Consider the following 14,324-nt stretch of genomic DNA (forward strand, 5'->3'; position numbering starts at 1 on the left):
GTCGGGCCGCGGATCCCCCGACTATCCAGGACGTGCTGCCTGATCGCGGCGGTGCGACCAGCCGCCCTGGGCAGGGCTTGCGTCCCTTCCGAGACCCGGACGCCGTCGAGGACACCGAAGACGAGGACTGACAAGCAACCCCCTCCCGGCGCCGTTCGTTGGACACGGAAAGACCCGCGCACGACGCCGCGCTCTTGTCCACCGACTGACACAACCCCGCCCGCCGCTTGATTCAACTGTTTCGTCGGTGCCGATCTTCGAAGCTCTCGCCCTCGCGCCACGCCGTGGACCCGGACACGGGGGGCGAGGAACATCCGTGTCAGATCGTGCGCTAAGCCTTCGTCGGCCCTAGTGGGCGGCCGACGGTGCGTCGGTCGCGGGACCAGTCTGAAGTCGTCCCACAGATAACGCCCTATTATCTGCGGCATCGCGATTCGTAACCTGCGGCGACGTTCTCCGGCCGCTACGTGAAGCGGCCCTGTTATCTGTGGCAAGGGGGAAGCGGTGCCCACTGTCGTGCAGCTGCCGACCGGCGAGGCACTGACCGTCCGGGCGGCGGCCGGCGGGTCTGATGCAGGTTTGGGTGACAGGTTCGGTCACGCGGCCTGGAGAGCCGGTGTGGTCATGACGGCTTCGAATTCGACGGGTGTCAGCCGGCCGAGTGAGGCTTGTCTGCGGCGCCGGTGGACGGTCGGCGCGGTGTCGGCGAGTTGGCCCAGAGGGCGCGGGATGAGCGAGGATGAGCAGGCAGGCACGGTCTTCCGTCGTGGTGATCAGGGACTCGACACCTCATGATCACCGGAAGTCGTGCCTGCCTCCGCGTCAGCCCCCGCCGACCACCCCGCAGTCCTGCCCCAGCTCCTGAAGCCCCATCAACCCGGATGCACCGCCGGAACGACGCCGCCCTGCCCGCGTACCCCGTCGGTCACCGTCATCGTGGCGCCGACGGGGTACGCCCGTCACCCGCGAGCGGAGTGCGACTTCAGCGGATGCGGTGCTTCCGCCAGAAGGGGCCGAGGTCCCTGTGCGCCATCGACTGTGCGGCCTTCTTGAAGTCGACGGTGGTGGAGACGCCGTACCAGTGGTCGTGGGCGTACTTCTTGATCAGGCGCGCCATGGTGCCGGCCCCGAGGACGTGCTCCAGGTCGGCCAGAACGCAGGGGCCGATCCCGTACACGACCTGGAAGTACTCGCCACGGTGTGTAGACCAGTAGGCCATCGAGTTGGTGAGCGCGGCGGTGGCGCTCGGCCAGGAGTCGTCCGGCGAGCACTCGAACCCGTCCCAGCGGTAGTAGCGCGCGTTGGCGTACTGAGCGAAACTCTCGTCCAGCCAGGGTGAGTTGTACTCGTCGTTGCCCACGACGCCGTACCACCACTGGTGGGCGATCTCATGGACGGTGGCGCCGCCCTCCTCCTCGGTGCCGAGGATGACCAGGCCGGGGTACTCCATGCCGCCGGCGAACCCGGGGGTCATCACGAGGTCTATCTCGCCGTACGGATAGCGGCCGAACTCCCTGCCGAACCGGTCGATGGCGGCGACGCCGTCCTTGCGGTTGAGGCGGACACCGGCGGCGGGCGTGTTCGGCGACCAGTACGACTTCACGCGCACGCCGCCGGGCGAGGTCTGGGTCGCGGTGCGGAACGGGCCCGCCGCCCATGCGAAGTCCCGCACCCGCTTGGCGACGCTGTGGGTGACCGTACGCCCGGTACCGCCGGGGCGGGTCCATGTGCTGCCGGTCGCCGGGACCTTGAGGGCGGACGGGTGGTCGAGGCGCACCCGGAAGTCGCTCGCCAGGGTGTAGAAGCTCTCGCCGTACGACACATACGGATCGAGGTGCCACCCCCTCGCGTCGTGCACGGCGAGGACCGGCAGCGCGTTGCCCAGGAAGCGGAACGCGCCTTCGCGGCCGAAGCGGTTGTTGCGTGCGGGCACGGTGAGGGCCACGTCGAAGGAGACGGCCGTCCGCTCACCGCGTGCGAGCGGCCTCGGCAGAGCGATGCGCAGCGCCGTGCACTTCACGCCGGGGCGGCCCGGAGTGCCGCCGCGCACGTGGGAGACGCGGACGGGGGACGGTCTTCCGGATGTCCCGCAGCCGTCCTCGCCATTGCCCCACAGGCGTATGTACACCTCACGCAGGGGCCGGCTGGAGGCGTTGCGGAAGGACACCGTCTGCCGGCCCGCCCAGTGGGAGCCGTCGGCGTCGGCGCGCAGCTTCACGTCGTAGCTGGGGCGGTCGGGCGTCGCGGGTTCGGCCGCTCTCACCGCGGCGCCGGGCGCCGGGCCGGACGGCGTGCCGGCCTCGGCCACGGTGGAGCCTGCTGTCGCGAGCAGCGCGAGCAGGGCGACCAGCAGACGGCGACCGGTTCTTGAGGGGCCCGTGGGCGACGAAGGCAACGCAGGCATGGCAGACGACATGACAGATGACATGCCAGCGGATCTTGGCACAGGGTTCCCCACGGCCGACACAGGCCCGCGCGAAGAGGGGAGGTCGGCTCCGCTTGGGCGGCGAAAATGCCAGGGTACGCAGGGGATCTCTTTCACGTGAACGGCCCAGGCGACGCCACCGGGGCCGGGAACGAGGAGAGGTGCCCGGAGTGGTTGATCGGGGACCAGCGAGCACGCCTCGAGGTCGGACCCCCACGGGGGTCCACGCAGGTTCGAATCCTGCCCTCTCCGCCCCATGCAGGCCGCGCTCACCGACCAACTGCCCGGTGAGCGCTCCGGCTGATGTCGAGGGTCGGTCAGTTGGTGCAGGTGTCGAGCATCGAGGACAGTGCTGCCTTCTCCTTGTCGGTGATGGTCAGCTTCCAGATGGACTTGATGTGGGTGTAGTCCTCGGCGTAGGTGCACCAGAAGGTGTGGTTGGTGGGCTTCCAGTCGGCCGGCCCTCTGTCGGACTTCGAGGAGTTCGAGGACTCCGACGCGATCAGCAGCTGGGGGTCTTTGAGGTCGTTGCCGAAGGCCTTGCGCTGATCCGGACTCCAGGTGTCGGCGCCGGAGCGCCAGGCTTCGGCGAGGGGGACCATGTGGTCGATGGTGGCCTTGGCGACGTCGGTGACGGTGGTGTCGTCGTAAGCCGAGTACCAGGTGCCGGAAGCCGGCTGGCAGTGGTCGGGTTTGTCCTGGACGTTCTTGCCGTCGCGGGCCAGGACGTCCTGGCGGGTGGTACAGCCGTCCGGCTGAGTGGACCAGATGTCGAACTTGTCGCGGGCGTAGCCGTCCATGGAATGCGGTGGGGCGACGGTGAGCGCGGCCAGCTCGCTGCGGGCCGTCTGCAGCGGCGGCGGCGCGGGCGGATCGGCGAGGGCCGGGGCGGCACTGACACCGACCAGGAGCAGGCCGGTTGCGGACAGGCCGACAAGGACACGGCGCATGAACTCTCCAAGGGGTGTGGGGGGTTGGAGATGCGCATACGAGATAACCGCAGTCGGCCAACAGTTCGCTACGCGCGTGGACTGGATGCGACAACTCCCCCACCCCGCCTTCACCCACACCTCACGGGTCCAGACGGGTGGGCACCACAGCACGCGGGAGGCGAAGGGGGTAAATCCCTGGTCAGAGACCGGCCGGCGGGCGTAACCGGCGCGGGGTGGTGTGCGTTTGCGCCCCGCATGGGCGAACTTCTCGATCCCGCATTCGGTATGCCGGAGTTGTACGAGCCGCGCCTGCCGCTGTTCACACTCACCGAGGCGCACCAACTGTTGGACGTCCTGCAGCACTTCGGCACGACCGATCACGCCCGCGTCCCCTCACGCGACGGCTGACGATCGGCCTCTGCTCGCCGAGGAAGCCGAGTCGTGGCAGCTCCGTTCCATCGCGCGGGTTCCGCGGCCCGCCGCCGGGTCCAAAATTCCAAAAAACGGCATGTAAGCGGGTGAAACCTGCATAGAGTCCCCCTGCACTTGCTCGACTCCAAAAGGGGGTTCCTTTGCGCGTTCGTCTTGCCGTCCCAGCGGTGGCTGTCGCCCTGGCCGGTGTCTTCTTCAGTGCACCGGCCGCGTCCGCGGCGACCTTGCCGTCGACCAACACCGCTCACCACTGCATCTCCCACACCACTGGCGTGTGCGGCTGGACGCACCATCAAAAGCCCAAGGACAAGTACGAAACCGCGAAGTGCGTGGACGCCTCTCTGTCGTACTCGCGGCACTCGCAGGGCACATGCTCCCACCACCACGGCGTCCGCTACTGGTTCAAGTAGACGGCCACACACCGCAGGTCGCCTCCGCCGCACCCGGAGAAGGCGACCTGCGCGCTGTGGACCCGGCCCATAAACCAGCCGGCCAGCTACCGTCGCGGGAGTACGGCCTGCCATCTGCCTGTCGGGCGGAAGGTGATGCCGTACTCGCGGCCGAACCTGTTGGCCTCAGCGCCAAAGCCGCCCACCGAGCGCAGGTAGAAGGCGTAGGCCACCGACTCGATCTGCTCCTCGTTCAGGTACAGAACCCACCGGCTGCCGAGCTGGCGCGCGGTGCGCACCTTCTCCTCCAGGCCGTCGGCCGGCGTCAGGCGCAGCCGGGCACCGAGGTGCACGTACAGGCGCAGCGCGTCCATCTCCGAGCGGCGCAGCTCCACCAGCCGCTCACCGTCAGCCGGCCCGACGGGCTGGCGGTCGGGGGCGGGGCCGGCCTCGGCGTAGACCAGCACATCCCGGCCGTGCCCCGTCAGCCGGGCCGCCCACACCACGGGTCCCACCCTCATAGACGGACAGCTCCGCGCGCGTCTCCCGGCCGGCCAGCTCGACCAAGCCCTGCCCCGCGGCGCTCTTCACCGCCTTGTGATGGTCGGGGCGCAGCATGCCGAGCAGCACCCAGCCGTGCTGGGCCGCCTCCTCATGGTCGCGCAGGGCCCGCAGTGCCTCGAGGAAGGTCTTCCTGCTGTTCATACCGCTCTCCCCCGCTCTCACCGCCGAACGCGAGCCGACCATAGGAGCCCGTCCGGCAGGTTCGGGACGGAACCCGGGAAAAATCACCGGCGTTGACGCGCCGACCCCGGCACGGGCGCAGGGGCCGGGGCCGGGGTCCGGGCCTAAGGTCAGCGGGCCCGGGTCACGGTGACGGGCACGTCCGGGCAGTTGCTGAGCACTTCGGCGAGCGCGGCCTGTTCGCCGGCATCGACGCTCAAGCCCCAGCGGGTCTTGTCCGCCACCCAGTCGGTGACATAGGTGCAGCGGTAGCCGGCGGCGGGCGGCAGCCAGGTGGACGGGTCCTGGTCGGCCTTGGACCGGTTCGAGGCGGCCGACACCGCGATCAGCGCCCGGTCGTCGCCCAGGTCGTTGGCGTAGTCCTCACGTTCCTTGGCCGTCCAGGCGTAGGCGCCGGAGTCCCAGGCCTCGGCCAGCGGGACCAGGTGGTCGATGTCCAGCCCCTTAGGGCCGTCGATGTAGCGGTCGTCGTAGGGCGAGTACCACTCTCCCCCGCTCAGCGTGCACTTCGGCCCCTGCACCGGGGCCACGACTGCTTCGGCCTTCAGCACCTCCGCCCGCGTGTTGCAGCCGTCCTTGTCCGCATCGATCCAGTGCTTGAACTTCGAGCGCTCATAGCCGGTGCGGTTCTCGGCACGCACCGGGAGCTGCGCCAGGAGGTCGCGTACGGGAGCGATGACGGTGTCACCGGGTGCGGCGACAGCCGGGGCAGCGTTCGCGGTGGTCGGGAGGAAGAGCGCGGTGAAGGCAGTGACAGCTGCGGCAGCGGTACGGGCGAGACGCACGAGACAGGGGTCCTCTCGAAGATCACAGGCAGTTCGTGATCTTCGTACTGGCTCCCGCCCGCGACCCGCCCGGCACCGAAGGCGACGCCACCCGATCGAGGGTTAAATCCGATGGTCAGCCCACCCGCAACAGGCGCTACCGCAGCCAGTGGAGGCACGCGGCTAGTGCTGTGACCGGGAATGGTTCACCGTGATCGGAAGGCGGCTCGCGGGACGAGCGCACGCGAAACGGCTGGTATTACTGGGGCATGCAGGAAGAGATTGCACGCTCCGCGATCGACACGTTCATCTCCGCGTTCAACGCCTCGGACGACAGCTATGTGACTGCCCTGCTCTCCCAGGCTCTGACCTCAGATGTGGTCTTCTGGGGGCCGTTGGGTCGCAGCGAAGGAATCGCGGCGGTCGAGCGGTTCGTGCTGGACATCCGGCGCCACCCGGCGGGGACCGGCACGATGGTGCGCTGCTCGGCGGTGGACATGCCTGGCGAGTGGGCCCGGTACCAGTGGGTCTTTACCACGCCGGATGGAGGTCCCCGCCTGGCGGGAACGGACGTCGTCCATCTGCGGCGGAGCCTCATCGACCAGGTCATCGTCTTTGCGGGGGAGATCGAACCGTCCGCCTCCTGAGTCATCCTTCTGTCGCTGTCCTGCTCCTGAACTTGCCCCCTTCGGCGCTCGGGGGCTGCGGTTCGCGGCTGGTCAGGCTGCGGTGTTGAGGGGGCGTCCGCCTCAGCGGATGCCATTCTCGCTGCGGACGCGGGCGCGTTCCTTGCGTTGGGCGGTGAGTACGTCGGGGTGGCGGGCGTTGGCCAGGGTGAACTGCCGCAGCGGGCCGAAGTGGGCCTCGATCGGATTGGCCCAGGAAGCGTAGGTCGGGGTGAAGCACAGCTCGACCTTGTTCTTCTTCGCCCAGCGGCGGATGTCCGCGCCGGTGTGGGCGGAGAGGCCCGGTCAGCGTCAGCAGGCCTACCTGACGTTCGTGGACACATGGGACACGGCGGTGGAGAGCCTTTCGGGACTGCGAAGCTCTTCGCCCCGAAGCTTGGTCGGACGCAGCCTCTCTTAATTCGCTTCGTAGACTTGCGGCATTTGAATGTGCCGGATGTTCTCGCCTCGGAGAGATTCGGGGAGCGCTTGGGTCGTGATGACCTGTGTGCCCGTGGCTTGAGCGGCTTCTCCCAGGTCCTGCAGAACGGACTTGATGACGCTGGCGTCGATGCCCTGCTGGTAGGGGTTGTCGAGCATCAAGAGTCCGGGGAAGGCGCACTCTTCGTCCAGGTCGTTTGCCAGGAAGAGAGTGGCGTAGCTATAGGCGAGGAAGAACAGCACCCGTAGTTCGGCGCCGAGGATCTGGTTCCAGGGGCGGGTTCCGACGTAGAAGGTGAGGTCGCTGTCGCTGATGGTGACGCTTCCCTTGACCCAGCCGTGTCCTCGGTAGGTCTGCAGGAAGGAGTTCATGCGGTCTGCGAAGAGGGCGCAACGGTCGGCCGGGGAGAGGCCGACGGCTTGGTGCGGGGGTTGGGCCTCGGTGATGTCGTTCAGTGCCTGCTGGGCTGATGCGACGGTCCGGCTGGCATCGATGCGGCGTTGCAGGATCTCTTCGATAGCTGGGAAGGCGGTCATCTTCTGTTCCAGCTGCGCGATGCTTCCGGCGAGGTCCTCGAGCGCGGTCATGAAGGGGGCCAGTTGGGCGGCTCGTTCATTGTTGATGCGCTTGGCCAGTTCGGCTTGTTGCTGTTCCAGGTGAGTGCGGCGTTCGTGGGCGGTCTGCACATCGGCGCTAGTGCGGGCGACGACGTCTTGCAGGTCTGCCAGTTCCGATTCCAAGGAGCGGATTTCGACTTGGGCGCGGCGTCGGCGTTGGTCGTCGCTGACGGGCTGGTTGCAGAGGTAGCAGGCGTCGTCGTCGTGGGGACGACGTGGATCGACAGTTTGTTCGCAGGCGGGGCAGAGCCGGACAGGCAGGGTGTCGAAGAGATCGACGGAAGTGATGAGGCGCTGCATACGGCCGATCTCCGCGGTGACCGTCTGCGCTGACTGCTTGTGCTCGTCGTGGAGTTGCTCAAGGGCGGTCACCTCGTCCAGGGCGCGCTGGAGACGGCGTGAGGTGTTCTCGTAGTCGGCGGTGAGGGTGGTGTCATACCCGGCGCCGGTGGTCTCGTGGCCGCCATGGACCATGCTGTTGATGTCGGCGGTGAGCTGTCGGCGCTGCTCGTAGGCTGCATCGAGCTCGGCTCGGACGGCATCGCGAGCGGCTGCTACTTGTTCCGGTGAGCGGGCTACGGGGATGTTGAGGCGGTCGGAGATGGCGGTGACGGCCTGGAGGGTGCTCTCCTGGACTTCGCGTTCGACGGCCTGGGCTTCGGCCAGGCGTTTTCTGGCCTGGGCGATATGGAAGTCCTTGTTGGAGTACTTAACGCGGGCGAATCCGAGGAGCTGGCTCACGACGGCGCGCCGGATGAACTCGGCTTCCTTGTTGGCGAAGTCGGTCCAGGAGTCTTCGTTGCGGTAGATGTGGCGCAGGGTGTTGCGGAACGACAAAGGTGTGAGCTGGTTGGCTGATTCCGCGACGATCCCCTTTGGGATCTGCAGGTCGGGCCAGTTGAGCTCCTGCAGGATCCAGCTGGAGAAGGCGTCGACGTTCAGGTCGTCTCCGTCGATGTAGACCTTGTTCATGCGACCGTGCTGAAGGGACCTGGTCAGTGTGTGCGGGATGCCGTTCAGTGTCAGGTCAGTGCTGATTTCGACGTACTTCTCGGCTACGGCGATGGTCAGGGCGTCGCGGGGGCTGTCACGGTCGCCGAGGCAGTAGTCGATCGCCTTGAGCGTGGTGGTCTTGGAGCTGTTGCGGACCCCGGTGATGATGTTGAGCATGCCGGAGCGGAAGGTGTACTCGTCGATCTCACCGGTGTGCTGCACGAGCCGGACGGACTGGACACGGATGCCGCGGTCGGGGTGTGCGATGACAGGCTTGGTCATGGCTGGATCTCCTGGCGGAAGGGCGCGTTGCCGACCTCGTCCGGGAACAGCTCGTAGATCAGGTCTTTGAGCTGGGTGCCGGTCATGCTGGCGAGGTTGCCCTGCATGGCTTCGCAGCGACGGACCAGCGGCTGGAATTGAGGCGTGCGCGCGAGCCGCTCCGCGGCCTTGCGGCCGGCGGCCTTGAGCTTGATGCGTTCGGGCTTGTGGCTGGTGGTGACGGTGACCAGCTCGCGTGAGACGAGGAAGGCCAGGAACTGCCGGTAGCGATGGTCCCAGGGGCCGTAGCGATAGCGGACCATGGGCGCTTCGACCTCAGTGGAGTCCTGGGCCAAAAAGGCGTCACCGAGCGGCACGACCTGCGGCATGGCGGCGTGGGCGCGTTCCAGGAACCCGGGGTAGCGCAGGAAGAAGTCGAGTTTGGCGAACTTGGTCCGGCCGGCAATGTAGGAGCCCGGTTGCTGACCGCACAGGTGGATGAGCAGCAGCAGGCGCGCGGCGTGGAAGTCCGGGGAGTCGTCCGGATCCCAGGGACGGTGCAGGGGCGGGACGACGCGGCTGCCGATTTTATGAGGCATCGACGTACCTGTTCAGGCAGCGTGCGGTGATGTCGCTGAGGGTGGCCAGGGCATCAACGAGATTGTACGTGCGATCGGCTACCTGTGGCATCTGGGCGACTTTGAGAATCGTGGCCTGGTAGGCGTCGGGGCCTGGAGGGATGAGGCCGCTGCGCCGCTCGGCCATGGTGACGGTGCACAGGGCGTGGACGTCGTCCGCCAGGTCGTCGAGCTGCTGCCGTCTGGTGCCGATGCTGGACCGGCGCCTGCGGCGGAAGGTGAGCATGGCGTCGTGCTGGGCTTCGGCTTCCACGTCGGAGACGCCTGCCGGCCGCAGTTTCTCCTGCAGTGTCATCAAAGGTTCCGTCGAGCCGTCGCTGCGTCGGCCGGTGACCTTGCGCACGCTGTCTTCCAGGGTTGCCCGGAAGGTATCGCGGCTGACGCTCTGCGCCCGCAGGGCCCGGGCACTGCGGGCGATGCCCTCCATGAGACGGGTCATCACCTCCTCCACCTCCGCGACCAACGGTCCGGTGCCCAGGAGCGCACCGACGTGCGGGGCCAAACGGTGCAGCGCCTCTCGTTCGACGTCTTCGATCGTGCGGCCGACGACGAGGACATCAAGACGATCCACACACCAGGCAACGTCGCGGCCGTCCGGAAGCTGCAGGCAGCTCAGCCGTTCGATGACGTCGTTGCGCGTGGATTCGCTCACAGGCCCGCGCGGGCGGTCCCGTTCCACCGCGAACTCATACAGGTCGCGCTGCGGCATCTCGTTGATGATGAGCGTGAAGCGAGTGCCATCCGGAAGGGGCTTGTCCAGGAACAACTTGCCCAGATAGCTCGTCTCTGCTGTCTTCTGCGCAGTTTCCGGCCTGCAGACGCTGGCCACGCTGTGCCGGGTACCGGCCTCTTCGATCGTCTTGACCTGGCGGTAGTTCGGCGCGTCATCGCGGTAGCAGAGGATGTCTTCCAGGTCTTCCCAGGACACCGAAGTCCACTGTCCATCCAGCATGTCCAGGCAGTCCAGGAGAGTGACTACATCCTGGTAAGCGAAGCCCCGGCGGCTACGCCTACCGCCGTCAGCAGGTGCCAAAGCCATTGGCACTCCCTGACGCCCCCCAACTGAGCGCTTCCGTGCACGCGGCACACACGTCCTGTCGCACCTATGCCCCCCAATGACATCGGAAAGGCAGTAGATCACCACTTGCTTCACGGGGCAACGGTCAGCACCGAATCGAATGCTGTCCGTGACGATAAGCGATCAGATCGCGTGGCCAGAGGGAGGAGCGGGAGCCCCTTCTTGGGGCGTGGATCTGAAGCCGGTTCGGCCTGCTTGCGCTCCCGGCGCACAGAGACAACGGCTATCGCGGGGCCGCATAGCGGCCGCCAAGTCTATGAGGGGCAGCGTCAGCGCGTTCAGCGCATGCGGTGCATGGTGGTCAGCAAGCGCCGGCAGTTGGTGACGGCGTCGTAGATGCCGCCAAGTGGCTGGTAGCGGTAGGAGCAGTGGCGGGCGGACCAGAGTCCCTTCCAAGCTGCGTAGGGGGCCATGACGTCCGTCCACGTGCGAGGGTGCAGCGTCGCCCAAGTGGTGCGTGCAGGCTGCGGCAGGCGATGGATTTCCCGTTCCAAGACTGCTCTGTCGAAGTCCGCGTTGTAGGCGAGGCAGCGCTGGTTTGCCAGGAGGTGGGCGAGGTCGGGCAGCAGCGTGTCGAAGGTGGGAGCGGAGGCCAGTTGGTTCGGTGCGAGGCCGTGGAGGGCGGTGGCTTCGGGCGTGATGTCTGCCAGCGGGTTGACGAGTTCGTCGAAGAGGGCGTTGCCGTCCCGGTCGGTGACGCCGATCTGTACGGCCCAAGCCGTGTCGAGCCCGGTGGTCTGAATGTCGAGGACGAGCAGGCGCGGGTCACTCAGGGTGTTGCGGGCCCACCGTCGGACGCGTTCTCGGTCGGCTGCCCAGGTGGCGGGTCGGCGCAGGGCGCGGACGGCGTCGTCGAGGCTGAGGTGGCGCTCGTTCAGGGATTGGACGTGCCAGCGTCCGTCGGAATCAAACTGGCCGTGGACGGTGCCCAGGTACCGAGTTTCTTCGTAGGCGGCCCAGGTCGGCCGGTCGGTGTCGCTGGGTCGTACGAGTTGTACAGCTGCGCCGTCGACCAGGTAATCGAGCCAGTGATCCCATTCCGTCACGTCGTCCGGGTCCACGGTGACCGTATTACCTTCCTCCTGTGTGAGGCGTCGCGGGGACGCTGCGCAGCGGTTCGGTCGATCCGCTGGGGCCTCGCGTTCCGTCGTGGCTCAGGGCTGTGCGTCGTCGTCACCGTCGGTGGGATCGACGGTGCGGCGGTATTCGGGGTGGTCCTTGTCCATCTGGATACCGAGGTGGACCGGTGCGGGGTAGTGGGTGCGGTGTTCCCAGTGAAGGGCGTGATCGCAGAGACGGGCGGCTGCAAGCCCATAGGTGAGCAGAGCCTGGTCGGCCGGGTGATGAAGCACGGTGATCTCGGTTGCCGTGTGGCTGTACCAGGTTTCGGCTTGTTCCTTGGGGTCGCTGCTGCCCCACCGCGTGTAGGACTCGCCGGCGCGGGCGTAGCGCGCGCCTCCTGTGAACTGGTGGGGGAGGTTACAGAGGATGAACGTCTGCTCGGCCTTTTCCAGCTGGAACAGGCCGGTGGCAAGTTTGCCTTCCTCGGTGACGGGCTCGTCGTACTCCGGGAGGTGGCGGAGCCGTTCGATCAGAGCCGGCCGGGCCACGTCCTCGCTGCCGGAGGTGACCCGGACGACCGCTCGCGGTCGCTGGTCGGGTGCGAGCGTGAAGCCGGGCAGTGCCGGCCGCTTGTTGATCTGACCGGCCGCGTCGGGTGTCTGGCCCAGGTTCTTGTTGGCGAGCAGGGGCCAGATGCTACGGGCTTCGCCTCCGGAGACGTACATGACGTATCCATGTGCCGGGCCGGCGTGCCCGCCCAGCTCGTAGAGTGCGCGGTCGATGTGTCGGGGTAGGAGTTCGTCGTGGCGTCGTCCCTCGGGCAATGGCCGGGCCCGGAAGTGGTAGTTGGCGGGGGCGTAGTCGAGCCAGCTGCCCTGGCCAGCGTATTCGGAGGGGAGGTAGGCGAGGGTCCGCCAGTACCGGCCGTGGGGGACGAGGGCGACCAGGGTCCACATCAGTTTCGGCTCGTCGGTGGCGATGCGCCGTTCGCCGCGCTGCTGGCGCAGGTGGAGCCCGACGTGGACGAGGGGTTCCTTGAGGCCGTGGGGGCCGGAGCTGAGGGCTTTGGTCAGCCGGGGGTGCACGAGCCCGGCCACGCGGGACATATCCGCGATGGCCATGTGGCCACGGTGGTGTCCTTGGAGTTCGAGGCCCAGGAGCTCGAGGTCGGTGGTGAGTTCGCGGTCCTTCTTGCGGGGGTTGCGGCGTCCGGGCTTGTACAGGGTGAGGAACTGGGCGAGGACTCGGTGCTTGGCGAGTTCGCCGTTGACTCGGTGCTTGGCGTCCAGGGTATCGGGGTTGACGACGGTGGAGTCGGTCTTCTTCGATGCGCGTCGTTGGCGTGCCCAGGCCTTGGGGTCGTACTCGGTCTCGCACAGGGCGAGCAGGCGGGTGTCCTCGGGGGCATCGAGACCATGGAGTTGCCTGACCAGGGCGGGTCGCTGGGCGTGGTGATCGCCGTGAGCCAGCAGCTCCGGTGCCGGCTGGAACAGGACCTCGACGTGATCGTTGAGCGAGACGAGCTTGTTCTCACCGATGCCGGTGGCGGCAAGGTCGGGACGGTTGAAGTGGTAGGCCAGCAGCAACTGCATGCGCGTGCGCATGGCCTGGGTCCTGTAGAGGGCGAGGATGCGCAGTTTCCGGCATCCGGATGCTGCGAGGATCTGTGGCAGGTTCTCGTCGTCCCACAGGACCGCATCACGGCCTTCGACGGTGGTACGGCCGTGGGCGAAGGGGCGGCGGCCGGCGACCTGGACGCATTCGACCAGGGGCTGGTCGAGGACGGCGCTGATGTGCCGGGCGAGTTCACGTTGGCTGTACATGCCCACACCCCTGCCGACCGGGTAGCTCACGGCAAAGGGAACCAGGGCGCGGAGTTTGCCGGGTGGGCCGCTCAGGTCGAGAGCGCTGGGTGCGAGGAACTCGTCGTCTTTGTCGCGGGGGAAGACGTGTTCGCCGTGCAGGCGGGTCCAGCCGTCCAGGGCCAGGCGGGTGGTGTGATTGAGGTGGGTGTGGTCGCCGTATCCGCCGAGTTCGAGGTTGAGGAGGGGGTCTTTGGCGTCGCGGGGCTCGAACCAGGCCGTGCGGGCGTTGCGCAGCGTGTTGCTCAGCCGGGAGACGGAGGGTTGCACGACGGCCACGGGGTGGGGCAGGCCGGGGTGGGACTTCATCGTGACGTCGAGCCGGAGGGTGGCGTATCTGGTGGCCGTCTTCCAGGCGGTGTCGGTGTCTTCCTCGCCGTCGGCGGCGATGTCGTCGAGGGTTTCTCCGCGGGCGGCGAGCCAGGTGTTGCTCCAGAGCAGATCGCGGTCCCAAACCTGGAGGCAGTTGGCGAGATCGCGGCGGAAGGTGACGGTCTTGCCGTCGATCGTCCACGTCTTACCCGAGAGCTTCTCGGCGATGGTCCAGCCGGCGGCCGTCCACACCCAGCCGGGGGCGTCGATGCAGGCCGTGGTGCGGGTGATCTGGTCCCAGAGCGGGACATCTTCGGGGGTGGTGCCGGCGATGAGGTCGGCGATCTGGCTCGGGTGTTGGAAGGTGAAGCTGTCGGCTGGGGTCTGCAGCAGCGCCTGCTCCCAGAGGGTGATGGCGGCGTGCAGGTCGTCGCGGTCGATGGGACGGGTCGTGGCGAGGAACTTCGGCGGGTTGGTCTTGGAGGTGGGGTAGAGGGTGGCGCTGGTGTAGCCGATGGCGCGCAGGACGGTCAGCAGCCCGCTGTAGGGGAGGTTCGCTGTGGAGCCGGTAATGCCGCGGTATTCCTCGCGCAGCTTTTCCCAGGCGGTGTCGATCTTCACCTCGGGCAGGCGGTACAGCACTACCGAGCCAAGGAGTGGCTCATTGGTGTGGCAGGCCAGCAGGAACAGCTGGGTCTGGTCCATGGT

Annotated in this window: 12 protein-coding genes and 2 pseudogenes; 4 read left to right on the forward strand and 10 right to left on the reverse strand. The window is 67.5% G+C overall.

The genetic code is table 11. From position 1 onward, the window contains the following. Positions 1 to 982: 982 nt before the first annotated feature. Positions 983 to 2,404 carry a M1 family metallopeptidase gene (locus ACFYZZ_RS24825; protein ID WP_389179860.1) on the reverse strand — a complete coding sequence of 474 codons (1,422 nt, stop codon included), beginning with the start codon at positions 2,402 to 2,404 and terminating at the stop codon, positions 983 to 985. 176 nt (positions 2,405 to 2,580) lie between these two features. Here ACFYZZ_RS24825 and ACFYZZ_RS24830 point away from each other — a divergent pair. Continuing rightward, a pseudogene (locus ACFYZZ_RS24830) lies at positions 2,581 to 2,677 on the forward strand. A gap of 65 nt (positions 2,678 to 2,742) precedes the next feature. Here the strand turns inward: ACFYZZ_RS24830 and ACFYZZ_RS24835 are convergent. Then, entirely contained in the window at positions 2,743 to 3,375 is a 633-nt protein-coding gene (locus ACFYZZ_RS24835) for a DUF1524 domain-containing protein (RefSeq protein ID WP_389179863.1), read from the reverse strand. Positions 3,376 to 3,612: 237 nt separating this feature from the next. Between ACFYZZ_RS24835 and ACFYZZ_RS24840 the strand changes: the two genes are divergently transcribed. Together ACFYZZ_RS24840 and ACFYZZ_RS24845 are read left to right on the forward strand one after the other, a co-directional pair. After that, the gene (locus tag ACFYZZ_RS24840; protein ID WP_389179866.1) at positions 3,613 to 3,765 is read left to right on the forward strand and encodes a hypothetical protein; all 153 of its coding nucleotides are present in this window, start codon (positions 3,613 to 3,615) and stop codon (positions 3,763 to 3,765) included. Positions 3,766 to 3,956: 191 nt separating this feature from the next. Further along, positions 3,957 to 4,199 (forward strand): DUF3761 domain-containing protein, encoded by a 243-nt coding sequence (locus tag ACFYZZ_RS24845; RefSeq protein WP_389179869.1) that lies wholly within the window; start codon positions 3,957 to 3,959, stop codon positions 4,197 to 4,199. An 86-nt stretch (positions 4,200 to 4,285) separates the two neighbouring features. Here ACFYZZ_RS24845 and ACFYZZ_RS24850 read toward each other — a convergent pair whose 3' ends face one another. Together ACFYZZ_RS24850 and ACFYZZ_RS24855 are read right to left on the reverse strand one after the other, a co-directional pair. Continuing rightward, positions 4,286 to 4,699, reverse strand: coding sequence for a DUF6417 family protein (locus ACFYZZ_RS24850; RefSeq protein WP_389179871.1), 414 nt, complete (start codon positions 4,697 to 4,699; stop codon positions 4,286 to 4,288). Positions 4,700 to 5,032: 333 nt separating this feature from the next. Then, positions 5,033 to 5,707, reverse strand: coding sequence for an HNH endonuclease family protein (locus ACFYZZ_RS24855; RefSeq protein WP_389179874.1), 675 nt, complete (start codon positions 5,705 to 5,707; stop codon positions 5,033 to 5,035). Between the two features lie 248 nt (positions 5,708 to 5,955). On the opposite strand from ACFYZZ_RS24855, the gene ACFYZZ_RS24860 reads away from it, so the two are divergent. Further along, on the forward strand, positions 5,956 to 6,333 hold the full coding sequence (locus tag ACFYZZ_RS24860; RefSeq protein WP_244453817.1) for a nuclear transport factor 2 family protein: 378 nt from the start codon (positions 5,956 to 5,958) through the stop codon (positions 6,331 to 6,333). Positions 6,334 to 6,435: 102 nt separating this feature from the next. On the opposite strand, the pseudogene ACFYZZ_RS24865 reads toward ACFYZZ_RS24860, so the two are convergent. From ACFYZZ_RS24865 to ACFYZZ_RS24890, 6 genes and pseudogenes are all read right to left on the reverse strand, one after another. Next, positions 6,436 to 6,651, reverse strand: a pseudogene (locus ACFYZZ_RS24865) (transposase); the annotation flags it as partial. 117 nt (positions 6,652 to 6,768) lie between these two features. Continuing rightward, positions 6,769 to 8,685 (reverse strand): hypothetical protein, encoded by a 1,917-nt coding sequence (locus ACFYZZ_RS24870; RefSeq protein ID WP_389179877.1) that lies wholly within the window; start codon positions 8,683 to 8,685, stop codon positions 6,769 to 6,771. Continuing rightward, complete coding sequence (locus ACFYZZ_RS24875) at positions 8,682 to 9,263, reverse strand: hypothetical protein (protein ID WP_389179880.1); 582 nt, start codon at positions 9,261 to 9,263, stop codon at positions 8,682 to 8,684. Before ACFYZZ_RS24875 ends, ACFYZZ_RS24870 begins: the two co-directional genes overlap by 4 nt. Further along, on the reverse strand, positions 9,253 to 10,341 hold the full coding sequence (locus ACFYZZ_RS24880) for a dsDNA nuclease domain-containing protein (RefSeq protein ID WP_389179883.1): 1,089 nt from the start codon (positions 10,339 to 10,341) through the stop codon (positions 9,253 to 9,255). Before ACFYZZ_RS24880 ends, ACFYZZ_RS24875 begins: the two co-directional genes overlap by 11 nt. Before the next feature lie 317 nt (positions 10,342 to 10,658). Next, complete coding sequence (locus ACFYZZ_RS24885; protein ID WP_389179886.1) at positions 10,659 to 11,441, reverse strand: exonuclease domain-containing protein; 783 nt, start codon at positions 11,439 to 11,441, stop codon at positions 10,659 to 10,661. Between the two features lie 93 nt (positions 11,442 to 11,534). After that, complete coding sequence (locus ACFYZZ_RS24890) at positions 11,535 to 14,321, reverse strand: RNaseH domain-containing protein (protein WP_389179889.1); 2,787 nt, start codon at positions 14,319 to 14,321, stop codon at positions 11,535 to 11,537. Positions 14,322 to 14,324 lie beyond the last annotated feature (3 nt).

The sequence above is a fragment of the Streptomyces sp. NPDC001816 genome, assembly GCF_042892235.1.
Lineage (GTDB): Bacteria > Actinomycetota > Actinomycetes > Streptomycetales > Streptomycetaceae > Streptomyces.

Coding starts and splice junctions, on each gene's coding strand:
- ACFYZZ_RS24860 (WP_244453817.1), top strand. CDS start 5,956: ATGCAGGAAGAGATTGCACGCTCCGCGATCGACACGTTCATCTCCGCG.
- ACFYZZ_RS24890 (WP_389179889.1), bottom strand. CDS start 14,321: ATGGACCAGACCCAGCTGTTCCTGCTGGCCTGCCACACCAATGAGCCA.
- ACFYZZ_RS24870 (WP_389179877.1), bottom strand. CDS start 8,685: ATGACCAAGCCTGTCATCGCACACCCCGACCGCGGCATCCGTGTCCAG.
- ACFYZZ_RS24875 (WP_389179880.1), bottom strand. CDS start 9,263: ATGCCTCATAAAATCGGCAGCCGCGTCGTCCCGCCCCTGCACCGTCCC.
- ACFYZZ_RS24850 (WP_389179871.1), bottom strand. CDS start 4,699: ATGAGGGTGGGACCCGTGGTGTGGGCGGCCCGGCTGACGGGGCACGGC.
- ACFYZZ_RS24835 (WP_389179863.1), bottom strand. CDS start 3,375: ATGCGCCGTGTCCTTGTCGGCCTGTCCGCAACCGGCCTGCTCCTGGTC.
- ACFYZZ_RS24840 (WP_389179866.1), top strand. CDS start 3,613: ATGGGCGAACTTCTCGATCCCGCATTCGGTATGCCGGAGTTGTACGAG.
- ACFYZZ_RS24880 (WP_389179883.1), bottom strand. CDS start 10,341: ATGGCTTTGGCACCTGCTGACGGCGGTAGGCGTAGCCGCCGGGGCTTC.
- ACFYZZ_RS24825 (WP_389179860.1), bottom strand. CDS start 2,404: ATGCCTGCGTTGCCTTCGTCGCCCACGGGCCCCTCAAGAACCGGTCGC.